Consider the following 12,304-nt stretch of genomic DNA (forward strand, 5'->3'; position numbering starts at 1 on the left):
ATTATTTTCCATAAAAAAATCGGCCCTTAACTAAAAGAGCCGATCTGATTGATTTAAAAATAAAATTTAGTTATGCATGAAATTTATTTTTCTGTTCAGCCATCTGGACTAAGCGCTCACAGGGAGCAAATCTTTCCCCATATTGCGACTCCAGACGCCGTAAAACTTCTACGACTTTACCACTACCAAGCTTATCAATATAACGGAATGGCCCTCCCAAGAATGGCGGGAATCCGATACCAAATACAGCACCAATATCACCATCACGAGGGTTTCTGATAATGCCCTCATCCAAACAGCGAACTGCTTCATTCAACATAAGCATCACACAACGCTGGGCAATATCAGCAGGCAACATTTTTACGGCAGGTTTGATTTTTAATAAAGAATAGATAGATGCATCCACTTTTTTGGCTTTTTTCCCAAAAGACCAGAATAAACCCTTTTTGTTTGTATACGAATAGAAGCCACGACCATTTTTCTTGCCTTTGCGGTCATCTTTCAAAATTGCGTCCAAAAACTCTGGTGCAGCAAATCGACTTCCCAATTGCTCTACCAAAATAGGAATGATTTTGGTGCCCACATCTATGCCAACTTCATCCAATAAATTGATTGGGCCAATAGGAAAACCAAAATTCATTAAGGCATTATCAATATGTTCAATCGGCTCCCCCTCCACTAAACAATAACCCGCTTCATTAATGTAAGGAGTCAGAATTCGGTTCACATAGAATCCCGCTTTATCCCCGACAACAATGGCTGTTTTTCCCTGTTTCTTGGCTAATGCCACGGCAGTTGCAATTGTTTTTTCACTCGTTCCTTCATGTGGAATGACTTCTACCAACGGCATTTTGTCTACAGGGCTAAAATAATGAAGGCCGATTACTCGTTCTGGTCGAGTTGCAACTTCAGCAATCTTGTGAATTGGCAATGAAGAGGTGTTGGATGCAAAAATAGTTTCGGGTTTCGTATGCATTTCAATTTCTGAAACCATTTTACGTTTCAATACTAAGTCTTCAAATACAGCTTCGACTACAATATCGGCTTGTTTAAAACCACTGTAATCCATGGTTCCTGTCAATAGAGCCATCTGACGAGAGCGTTCACTTGATTTCAAACGACGCTGTTTTACTCGCTTAGAAAGGAGATCCCATGTATATTTTAATGCCTGATTGATGCCTTTTTCATTAATATCTTTAATGCGAACAGGCAAATTCCCTCGGGTCATGGTTACATTGGCAATACCCCCCCCCATCAATCCTCCACCCAAAACTCCCACATACTTGATCTCGGCAGGCTGCTCTGAAGAACCCGTTTCATTTTTTAACGTAGTAGAAGCAAAAAACAGGCTCCGCAATGCTTCTGATTCCTGTGACATTGCCAATTCACCAAATACCTTGGCTTCAAGCTGAAAACCTTTCTTCGCACCTTTTTCCAAACCTGTGCGAATTACATTGATGATTTTCTCTGGTGCCGGATAATGACCGCGAGTTTTTTCTCGCGTTTTTTTATGAACCATTGAGAATAACAATGGCCTGCCCAATGGGCTTGCCAGCATACGCTGCGACCATGCCAATGGCTTACGCTTTACAGTGCCTTTTTTAACACATTGCACAGCAACATCCAGCAAGATATCTAAAGGCACTGCGTCATCCACAACACCTAACCGTTGCGCCTGTCTTGCCTTAAGCTGACGGCCTGTCAATATGATGTCCAAAGCGGCACTGACGCCAATCAAACGGGGCAATCTTTGCGTTCCCCCCGAACCCGGTAATAAACCAAGCTGAACTTCCGGTAAACCAAGACGTGTTTTCTCATCTAAAGAACAGATGCGCACATGACAAGCCAATGCCAATTCCAATCCACCGCCTAAACACGCGCCATGAATAGCTGCCACGACAGGTAAAGGATAATTAGCAATCTGCGCAAACAGTTTTTGCCCCTTCTCAGCCAATTCTGTCGCTTCTTCCTGGGTTTGACAGCCAGCAATCATGCTGATATCAGCGCCAGCGATGAAAGTATCTGGCTTACCGGATATGATAACCAACCCTTTCAAACCTGAAACTTGTTGCGCTTTTCCAAACATCATTAAAAACTGTTCAACAAATTCAGCTTTCAGTGTGTTGACTTTTTCGCCCGGTACATCAATGGTGATAATTCCCACCTTATCGTCCCTGACAGAAAAACTGAATACCGATTGCTCCGGTTGCATTGCTGATACAGCCGTTTCTTTTTCAGCCTGAGTCATTATTCCACCTCCAATACCATTGCTGCACCCAAACCACCAGCGGCACAAGCTGTCGTTAACCCAAGTCCTCCACCACGGCGACGCAATTCATTCAATGTCTGGGTAACCATTCTGGCTCCTGTCGCTGCAAATGGATGCCCATAGGCAATTGATCCACCCAAGACATTGAATTTATCCATATCCACTTCCCCCATTGCCTGAGCACGCCCCAATTTTTCACGAGCAAATTTTTCACTGGCAAACATTTTTAAATTCGTCAGTGTTTGAGCTGCAAACGCTTCATGCATGTCGATGAGAGTAAGTTCATTCAGAGTGATACCTGCACGATCCAGTGCCAGCGGCGTTGCGTAGGATGGTCCCAGTAACATGTCCTGCCAAACATCAATTGCAGAAAATGCATAACTACGTAAATACCCCAGTGGAACCATACCGAGTTCTTTGGCAACCGATTCACGCATTAATATCACGGCCGCTGCACCATCAGTCAATGGTGTGCTGTTTGCCGCTGTAACTGTGCCATGTTTACGATCAAAGGCCGGACGCAATTTGGCATAAGAAGCTAAAGTTGAACTTTTTCTAATATTATTATCTTCTGCCAATGTCTTGCTGTATGGCGGGAAATATGCCGATGTAATTTCCTCCTTCAAAAGCCCCTGCTCCCAGGCTTTAGCTGCCAATACATGAGAACGATGCGCCAATGCATCCTGATCTTCGCGGCTGATATGGTAAGTTTTTGCCATCTGCTCTGCGGTATCCCCCATTCTCAATCCCGTGGAATATTCAGCCACAGCAGGAGATACAGGCAGTAAATCACGTAATTTCAATCGACTGAGTAATTTTATTCGTTGGGAGAGGCTTTTAGCTTTGTTCATATCAACTAAAGTGCGAGCCAATGATTTAGTCACTCCGATGGGCAAAACGGATGAAGAATCAGCACCTCCAGCGATTCCCACATTGATTGTCCCTGCCATAATACTTTCAGCCACGTTTGCAATTGCCTGAAAACTTGTCGCACAGGCACGGGAAACACTATAAGCATCAGTATTCACACTTAAACCTGCCCCCAAAACAATTTCCCTTGCAATATTCGGTGCTTCCGGCATTTGAACAACCTGTCCAAAAACTAATTGGTCGATCTTCTCAGGCGACAAACCGCTCCTAATGACCAGCTCACTGACGACAGCCTTTCCCAAGTCGACAGCCGGAATACCGTGGTAGAAAGTTGCCTGTTTCGCAAAAGGAATGCGCAATCCGCTGACAATAGCCACACGTTCCTTTTGCATTATTACTTGTGTTGAAGAACGCCCCATAGCAACTCCTAATCATTAACTAAATCAATTGATTAAAAATATTTACTCACCTCATAAGAGGTCAGACCTGATCATGCATTGTTAACGCAATGTTGGAAAATATCAAACAGGAATAAACTAAAAATGAGAACAAACTCAACTTTAAGAGATTTATAATTTATATAACTTAAATGAAGAATATGCGACAGAAACACAAAGAAAAGACGGCTATTTACAATCGATTACAAGCAATTTTCTCACTGTTTCATAGCACAAAACAGTGAGAAAACTGTTGTTCAGGGGGAATTAACGCAAGCCTAACTGAAAAATTAAAGCTTCTGCTTGGCAACTAAAAGTGAAATCAACAGATAACTGCATTCCACCCTCAACCGCTTCAATGTTATAGCGTATAACACATGGATCAGACTCCACTTCTTTTGCTTTTTTTATCAATGCATTAAGCATTAACTCAGCTTCTTGTTCACTAGCAAAAAAACACTGGTAAGAAGCCGTGCAATCTTCATTATCAATGACTGTTCCCACATCAACACAGCAACAAGCAGCGGTTTCTTCGGTATTACAGCGGTTAATTGCATCAGGCATTTTATTTCTCCGATAATAAAAATTTACTAATAATTCTACATTCTCCTGACTATTGATAACCAGCATTTGTGCTATTTGAAACTATTTATCTCACTATTTATTGATCTCATCACGTCAACAAAAATCCATTTACATTTCATTAACGCAAGTTGTCGATTTTTTGTTAAGCAAGTCCCAATTTAACAATCATTTTAGTTATATCTTGAAAACATTATTGCAACATAATCTATTATCAGGCCTATACTTCGTACACTGGTCTGATTTGTCATTAAGACAAACCGAATCTACAATTCCGCGCTCTCAGCTACTTGAGTAGCATGTTAATAATAATTAAACAATGAGGTTTTGGTTATGAACCAGAAAAACCTGTTTACACGTTCAGCATTAGCAGTGGCGGTTGCAATTATCTCATCCAATGCTGGTGCTGCCGGTTTTCAATTGAATGAATATTCATCATCAGGACTAGGCCGTGCATTTTCTGGGGCAGGTGTCGTTGCAGACAACGCTTCCGTAGGGAGTCGTAACCCTGCGGCCATGACCTTATTTAATAGCCCATCGTTTTCTGGTGGCTTGGTGTATGTTAACCCAAACGTTGATATCACTGGGGAGTCTCCATACCCTGCCAAGAACAGCACTGATGCTAAAAACATCGCACCACATGCATGGATCCCAAATCTGCATTTTATTACCCCGATCAACGACCAATGGTTTGTTGGCGCATCTGCAACTTCCAACTTCGGCTTAGCAACTAATTTCAGCAATAACTATTCTGCTGGCCTGCTTGGTGGTAAGACAGATCTTAAGACCATGAACCTAAACCTAAGCGGTGCTTACAAATTCAATGACCAGTTCAGCTTTGGCTTAGGTGTCAATGCTGTATATGCCGATGCTAAGATCGTTCGCCATATGGGTGAAATAGGCCCAATGGCTACTAAGCAAATAAACGAATTAGGAAAAAAGCTTAGGAATAAAACTCTTGAACACCTTTCAATCTCAGATAGTGATGAAGCTGCCCGCTTAGAAGGCAAAGATTGGGGTTACGGTTGGAACGCAGGGCTTCTGTATCAGTATGATGAAAATAACCGTTATAGCCTGACTTACCGCTCAAAAGTCAAAGTTAAATTCAAGAGCGGGGACTACAGCAACGATTTGCCATACATACCCAATCTCTTTGAAAGTGGTACTAACGGGGAAACCGTCAAAGGTAAATTGGATCTGAATTTGCCTGATATGTGGGAATTTTCAGGTTATAACCGTGTTGCGCCACAATGGGCAATTCATTATAGCTTCTTGTATACAGGCTGGAGTGAATTCAAAGAATTGAAAGCAACGAGAAGTGATACAGGTAAAGTTGCATTTGATAAACATGAAGGTTTCCGTGATGCTTATCGTATCTCGCTAGGTACGACTTACTACTATGACGATAACTGGACATTCCGCACAGGTATTGCCTTTGATGAAAGCCCGGTACCAGCGAAAAACCGCTCAATTTCAATTCCCGATCAAGATCGTTTCTGGTTTAGTGTAGGAACCACTTACGCATTCAATAAAGATGCTTCTGTAGATGTTGGTGTTTCTTATATGCGCGGTAAGAAAGTACATATTAGCGAAAAACTGCCTGAAGAGATTCAGGAAAAAGGTTTCAATACACCATATGAGTTCGATTCCAAAGGGACCGCATGGTTATACGGTGTGAACTTTAACTATACGTTCTAATACACGTTCTAACCGAATGCCGTGATCTAAAGAAGGATAGCAGGTGCTATCCTTCTTTGATTATGAATATTTAATCAATGGAATCTAATTCATCTTGAATGCTTGCCGCATTAGGATTTTTTTCTGGCTCCAACTTACCGCCATTGACCATAAAATCATGGCGTTGGAAGTAAGTATCACGCATCATCAAATAAGGATCGGAAGAGTTCTTTAACAGACCATCAGAATCCAGCAAGCGGGCACGGGTTTCTATACCTTCAAACACCCATTTTCCTACCGACATCCAACCAGTAAGATAACTCAGTACCGGATAAGTCATATCCGCAAAGTTACCGCCTTCATCACGCAATGTGAAACTGCCATAGCCCGGTAGAACAACATATGGGCCATATCCCACATCATAGTGTCCTAATGTACTACCAAAACGCATCGGATCTGCTTTTGCCAAGTTAGGATTCGCCATGGAAGCAACATCAATAAGCCCGCCCATTCCCAAAAGGGTATTTAAAAAGAAACGGTTAAAGTGTTTTGCTCCTTCATGAACATCGCCACGTAAAAAACTGTTAACCATGCTGGCAGGCTCTTCAAGATTGCTCATGAAATTGCTGATGCCATTTCGTGCAGGAATCGGCACATAATTTCGCCAAGCAACAGCAACAGGCCGCACAACATAAGGGTCGAGAACATCATAATTAAAGTTGAACATAGCACGGTTAAACCCTTCCAGCGGATCAGAACGCCCCTGCTCCATCGTGTTCGATGAACTGGCACATCCCACAAGTAAAACTGCTGTAAGAGCAACCCCGCTCAGACGATACTTCATATTGTTCTCCACATAATTATTTTTCGACATCGACCATCCGCTGCAAACCAGCTAATGTCCCAAATATGCTAAATATACTTCCAATTTTTCATTAGTGGTAATCAAAAAGAGTGGTGATTATATAGGCAAACGATTCGTCATGCCTTATCTCTGACAAGAAAAACAGGTATACTGTGTTTCGTTGCCCTCTTAGTTAAATGGATATAACGAGCCCCTCCTAAGGGCTAATTGTAGGTTCGATTCCTGCAGGGGGCGCCAGAATGAAGTAACCTCGCATTACCCACCGTAACCATTCTCTCAAAAAATCCTTATTTTAAGCAGTATTAGTGTTACTCACTGTTACCCAGCATAACTTGACTATACCAATAAAGTGTGGACATATTTGTGGGCATCGGTTTTAATTCCCACTTAGGATGCCCACATGTTAACGATAAAGCAGATTGAATCAGCCAAACCTCAAGATAAAGCCTATCGCCTTGTTGATGGTGGAGGTTTATTTCTTTTTGTATCGAAAGCAGGGAGTAAAATTTGGCGTTTTAGGTACCGCAAAAATGGGAAAGAACAAACCCATGTTATTGGTACATACCCAGAAATTTCACTGGTTACGGCCCGATTAAAACACGCCGAAGCTAAATCTATTCTTGCTAACGGTGGGGATTTAATACCTGTAGCACCAAAACAGAAAGATAGTGAAACTCCAGACACTTTCGTTGCCATATATAATGAATGGTATCAATTCAAACAAGCTGTTTGGTCTGAAAGATATGCAAAAGAATTGCAAAGCATGTTTCAAGCCGACATCCTGCCAAGTATTGGTCATATGACAATAGAAGAAATAGAGCCAATGATTCTACTCAAAGTGATTCGTCAGTTTGAAGAGCGTGGAGCCATGGAAAGAGCAAGCAAGGCAAGACGCAGGTGTGGCGAAGTGTTTAAATATGCAATAGTGACTGGTAGGGCTAAATATAATCCCGCTCCAGATTTAGCTGGCGCAATGACTGGATACAAGAAGAAACATTTTCCATTTCTAACAGCAGACCAAATCCCCGCGTTTAATCAGTCATTATCTTCATATTCCGGCAGCATTATTCCAAGGGTTGCTACTCAGGTTTTACAATATTCCTGTTAGATATTAATCGTAAAGCGCGCAGTCAATATACGGGCTGGTGAGATTTTCTACCCTGACCTCAACAATCAGGGATGTCGCACCTGATACGGCAGCCGGAATGAATTGTGTGGATTGTCCGTTGAAAAACGCAGAAACAGAGGTGTCTCTGTATTGCAGTCTGGATGGGTCATCAGGCATATCGACTGTAGAACTAATCCAGCCTGTCGTTTGCATCAGAATGGCTTTCTTCCCCCGCAATGTCATTTGCTGGCTGGTATTGTATTCTCCTTCAATCGCCAGCGGATTTGTATCACTGGTAATGACACATTTCTCATTCTCATCCCAGACAGCAATCCCCCAGTCAGGGACAGGCTGTGGATAAACCAGTGTAAAAATATAAATGTCACACAACATCGGGGCGCGCGATTCCGGCGCTGATAACGCAATATTCCAGCGTCCGTTATTGACGCTGAGTTCACCATAAGGTGCATACAAGGCATTGCTGGTATGCGCGCACATGAACGCCATGCAGGGGTGGGTTGTGTTAATGTACGTGTCTATTCTGTTGTGGGATCTGCCAACTGTGACCGATATTTTCCGCACAAAAGAAAGCGGGGTTGTTTTGGGTGTCCACCACGGCACCCCTTCATTTGTCGTTAAAAATGCGCCCCAATCCATATATCCTCACGCTGTGTAATACGCAATCAGCCAGCCCTCAGCCGCCACATTGCGCCCGGTTGAAATAATGATTTGGTTATCTTTCACTACAAACTGGCGCTTTTCATTCGGCCAATACCCCGTTTGTGTGCAGATAAAAACATAAGACAAACGGAGGTCCTCACTCATCGGCTCCCGGGGAACAGTGAGTGCGCCGGTTGTCTGCCCGCTAGCCAGTTTCATAAACCCGGCGTAAAGAAAAGGACGGATACCTGTATTACGTTGCCGCCCCTGCTCGTCCCACACACCAAAACCATAATCACTCATCGTCGAAATTGTCCTATATAACCCATCGCTGCCCGAACCCGTCCGCTGGGGTCATAACAGCTTCGGAGTTATAGTCAATCTGGGACTGCAACCGCTTTCCGGCTTCGGCGGTGAGGAACGCGTTACCGGTTGCCTCCACTATCCAGCGCGTGTCCGTCGACGACTCCCCCCGGATAAATGCTGTCCACGGGGATTGATTGCCCGATTTATCCACCAGCCGTGCCCGGAAGTAGAAAGCCACCCCGGCTGCCAGTCCCTGCATGGTGTGCGTGCGCTGCGGATAGGGAATATCGGCCAGTAACATCAATCCCTCACCGTCGTGGGTCTGACTGTACTGAATTTCGGTTTTCAGCGTATCGTCGGTCTGGGATGCAAACCCCCAGTCTAACTGGATACCGAAGAGAATCGGTGTGGTTGTAAAGCCCAGTGGGGCGGGCGGATTGCCCTCTTTGCCTTTGAGGTGCGTTTCCGGGGCATTGGCCCAGAGACTGGATATTTCTGAGGCATTAATCGCCCGTACCCGTGCCTGATAGCGTCCGGCGTAAATGTTGGGCACTTCAAAGCCCTGCGTTGACGTACGGGGGGCGGATATCCAGTTACCGTTATCCCGCCGCCACTCCGCCTCATAGGCAATCGCATTCTCAACCGCCTCCCATGTCACACGCAATGTCGTAACTGCAATCCCCTGATTGACCACCGAGTGACTACGGATAGTGACATTTTTCGGCGGGGGCTGAACGCCGGGCGGAATGACGGAAATAGGGCGCTCGTCAATGCGCGTGCCGGTATCAATATGGGGGTATTTATCGGGGTTATGCTCAATCGCGGTGATTTCAAAGGACACGCCGTCCTCACCCTCTTTGATGCCTGTTACCCTGAATTGCTGGATAGCCAAATCCGCCGCATCCATCGCCCAGACACATTCAGCCGCTGGGGTTTCTGAATAGGCGGTGGTGACTGTAATCACCTTTCCGTTGACCGCCTGAATGGTGCGCCCCTCAGCCGTGCCCGATGGCAGGTTCAGGATTAACCGCTCACCCACTTTTGCCGAAGACGCCCTGTCCAGTGTGATATTGCGTCCGTTCACGTCATTGACTCGCCCGCCCAGTACACGACCGGAAAACATTTCATCCGCCACCCCAATGATGTAACCGGGTAGCGGGATTTTGCCGTCCAGCCCCACCGTAAAGGTGACCATCCGGTCATACTCGTTGGTGTACAGCACCCATTTACCGCGCCGGATAGCCTCACTCTGGCGGGTACAGCCAATCGCGGTCACATCGGCTTGTTTTACCTCGTAGCGGCGGATTAACCGGTTATCGAAAACCGGCGCAACTGCATCCTGATAGCCGTTCTGTGGGTCTGACCAGCTCACCATCGCCGTGGAATAATGGGTTTTTTCACTGGAACTGGCGTAAACAAATTTCCCGTCACGGACATTGGCACGGGTATAGATAAAATCCATGTCGCGCGGCATATCAGCCAGCACGTTCATGTTGTTGTTGGCCCAGAATGTCATGCCCCGGAAAATACCCGCGATATCGCGTAATACGGTCCATGCATCCTCTTGTGACTGGATATACACGTTGCAGGTGTGACGCGGCTCTGTTCCCCCTTTGCCATCAGGGACAGGCTGGTCACAATACTGGGCAATCCGGTACAAATCCCATTTTGCCAGATTCAGGTTTTCTGTTTTCACCCGCGTACCGATGCTGAACCGGTCATTGATCATCAGGTCATACAGCACCCACGCCGGGTTATCTGTCCAAGCCCATTTAAATTGTCCTGACCAGATGCCCGAACAGGTGCGGCTTTCCGTATCATAATTATCCGGCACACGAATAATGCGCATCTTGGGTTCACACGAGACCTGCGGGATATTATTGCGGAACTGTTTAGCATCAAACTGAACGAATAACAGTGCGGTTTCGGGGTAACTCAGTTTGGCGTCAATCACCTCAGTGATAGCTTCGACCACCATCGCATCGGCAATCCGGGTGCTGGTCTGTTTGGGGGTCAGGCGGCGAATACGCACCTGCCAACCTGAATGCGCCTTGGGTAAATCAATGCGGTGTGAGCGTTCGTATTTGGTGGTGGTTTTGCCATCAACCGCAGTTTTCAGCACTTCCTGATAAGTTCCGCCATCTGTTGCCACCTCAATGACATAATCAATGCGATAGCCCACCGTATCCCCGTTCTCTTTCTGCGTCTGCAACTGCGGCCACGATAACCGGATGCGCACGGCAGACAGCTGGGTATTGGTGACCGATCTGACCCATGACTCATTTAATTCAGTCCCGACGGTCAGCTCATTTTCCACCGCAGGTATGCCGGGAATATAATCCTGATGGGGTATGCCGGGGCGAAATTCCCACTTCACCCCCTCAAAGTTTGCCTGACCATCAGGGCCGATGATCGGCGTGTTATCCAGAAAGATATTGGTGCCATCGAGTCCGCCGGCGAATTCCCCTTCCCCCAACGCTAACACGATTTTGGCATACGACGTCGATTGCAGCGAATCCGGTGATTCAACCGGCGTGCGGGGGCTTTCATTGCCGCCCTTGCTGCCCTGAATAAGATGCTGTCCCATGGTTCACCCATAAAAAAAGTCGCCTGAGCGACCTGACTGAAAAACGATGAAGATTATTGCTGGTCTTCGGCGTAGATACCCGCTGAGATAATGGCCCCGCCGATACGACGCTTGCCGTAGCCCACCGGAACCGGGTTCCCCTGCGCAATGGAGTTGACCGGGCCACCAAAGGCATAGGACGGTTTATTGTCGGGATCTTCCCGTCGCGCCAGTCCGCCCGGCATCGGTGATAACATCTGTACCACGCCCCCCAGCATCATTCCGATACCGGACATCACCATCGGTGCCCCCCACGGGGTGGCCCACATAAACGCCCCGGCCACCACCATCACCGCACCGAGAATGGTCTGGAACACCCCCGCTTTTTTGCTGCCGATAATCATCGGGGCAATACGGATATCCTCTTCACCGGAAAATTCCAGCTCATCGCGGCTGATATTGTGTTTTCCGCTGAACACGGCAAAAGTCAGTCCGCGCTCTTTAGCGGTTAACAGAAACTTTTCAAAGCCGTCAATAAGGACAGACAACGCCCGAATAGCTTCTTGGGGTGATGATACCGCCAATCGATGCTCCCGCCCGAACAGGGCACCGAGTATCCCGTATAACCGTATTATGCGTACTGTATTCATATTGTTCACTCCTGATACCTGACTGTTTTCACGGTTCTATCTTGCCAATAGCCACTGTAGGACACACGGTTACTGAGTTGCCCGTACATATGGTGCAACATCAGCCCCTCACCAATGTATACGCCAGCATGATTGGGTTCGCTGGCCTGTACCTGCATAATAATCACATCCCCCACCTGCAAATCGCCACTGCACGCTGTGAAGCCAGCTTCTGCATAGTGCTTCATATACAGGTTTTCACCGTTGTTCCACCAGCCATCGGCGCGCTCAAAATGGGGAATGTCGATATCACGCTCCAGCCGATACCAGTCACG

General features: G+C 46.1%; 9 protein-coding genes, 1 tRNA gene and 2 pseudogenes. 3 read left to right on the top strand and 9 right to left on the bottom strand.

Annotated features, from left to right (window positions below; genetic code table 11):
• Nucleotides 1–70 precede the first annotated feature (70 nt).
• The 3 genes from fadJ to PSI14_RS06980 form a co-directional block, all read right to left on the bottom strand.
• On the bottom strand, nucleotides 71–2,248 hold the full coding sequence (fadJ, locus tag PSI14_RS06970) for a fatty acid oxidation complex subunit alpha FadJ (protein ID WP_273575201.1): 2,178 nt from the start codon (nucleotides 2,246–2,248) through the stop codon (nucleotides 71–73).
• Nucleotides 2,248–3,558, bottom strand: coding sequence for an acetyl-CoA C-acyltransferase FadI (gene fadI, locus PSI14_RS06975; RefSeq protein ID WP_273575203.1), 1,311 nt, complete (start codon nucleotides 3,556–3,558; stop codon nucleotides 2,248–2,250). The genes fadJ and fadI overlap by 1 nt, the downstream gene beginning before the upstream one ends.
• 285 nt (nucleotides 3,559–3,843) lie before the next feature.
• Nucleotides 3,844–4,140 (bottom strand): YfcZ/YiiS family protein, encoded by a 297-nt coding sequence (locus tag PSI14_RS06980; protein WP_273575204.1) that lies wholly within the window; start codon nucleotides 4,138–4,140, stop codon nucleotides 3,844–3,846.
• Between the two features lie 351 nt (nucleotides 4,141–4,491).
• On the opposite strand from PSI14_RS06980, the gene fadL reads away from it, so the two are divergent.
• Nucleotides 4,492–5,856: a long-chain fatty acid transporter FadL gene (gene fadL, locus PSI14_RS06985; protein WP_273575205.1), complete on the top strand. Its 1,365-nt coding sequence runs from the start codon at nucleotides 4,492–4,494 to the stop codon at nucleotides 5,854–5,856.
• A 70-nt stretch (nucleotides 5,857–5,926) separates the two neighbouring features.
• Here fadL and mlaA read toward each other — a convergent pair whose 3' ends face one another.
• The gene (gene mlaA, locus PSI14_RS06990) at nucleotides 5,927–6,679 is read right to left on the bottom strand and encodes a phospholipid-binding lipoprotein MlaA (protein ID WP_273575206.1); all 753 of its coding nucleotides are present in this window, start codon (nucleotides 6,677–6,679) and stop codon (nucleotides 5,927–5,929) included.
• Nucleotides 6,680–6,862: 183 nt separating this feature from the next.
• On the opposite strand from mlaA, the gene PSI14_RS06995 reads away from it, so the two are divergent.
• Both PSI14_RS06995 and PSI14_RS07000 read left to right on the top strand, forming a co-directional pair.
• Nucleotides 6,863–6,937 (top strand) — tRNA-Arg (locus PSI14_RS06995).
• Between the two features lie 163 nt (nucleotides 6,938–7,100).
• A pseudogene (locus PSI14_RS07000) lies at nucleotides 7,101–7,802 on the top strand (tyrosine-type recombinase/integrase); the annotation flags it as partial.
• Nucleotides 7,803–7,811: 9 nt separating this feature from the next.
• On the opposite strand, the gene PSI14_RS07005 reads toward PSI14_RS07000, so the two are convergent.
• From PSI14_RS07005 to PSI14_RS07025, 5 genes and pseudogenes are all read right to left on the bottom strand, one after another.
• Nucleotides 7,812–8,465 carry a hypothetical protein gene (locus tag PSI14_RS07005; RefSeq protein WP_273575207.1) on the bottom strand — a complete coding sequence of 218 codons (654 nt, stop codon included), beginning with the start codon at nucleotides 8,463–8,465 and terminating at the stop codon, nucleotides 7,812–7,814.
• Nucleotides 8,466–8,471: 6 nt separating this feature from the next.
• Nucleotides 8,472–8,771 (bottom strand): hypothetical protein, encoded by a 300-nt coding sequence (locus PSI14_RS07010; RefSeq protein WP_273575208.1) that lies wholly within the window; start codon nucleotides 8,769–8,771, stop codon nucleotides 8,472–8,474.
• Nucleotides 8,772–8,823: 52 nt separating this feature from the next.
• A pseudogene (locus tag PSI14_RS07015) lies at nucleotides 8,824–11,361 on the bottom strand (TipJ family phage tail tip protein); the annotation flags it as partial.
• Between the two features lie 53 nt (nucleotides 11,362–11,414).
• Nucleotides 11,415–11,990: a tail assembly protein gene (locus PSI14_RS07020; RefSeq protein WP_273575210.1), complete on the bottom strand. Its 576-nt coding sequence runs from the start codon at nucleotides 11,988–11,990 to the stop codon at nucleotides 11,415–11,417.
• 5 nt (nucleotides 11,991–11,995) lie between these two features.
• A partial coding sequence (locus PSI14_RS07025) for an NlpC/P60 family protein (protein WP_273575211.1) occupies nucleotides 11,996–12,304 on the bottom strand: 309 nt, incomplete at its 5' end.

Source organism: Xenorhabdus anantnagensis, assembly GCF_028598555.1.
Lineage (GTDB): Bacteria > Pseudomonadota > Gammaproteobacteria > Enterobacterales > Enterobacteriaceae > Xenorhabdus > Xenorhabdus anantnagensis.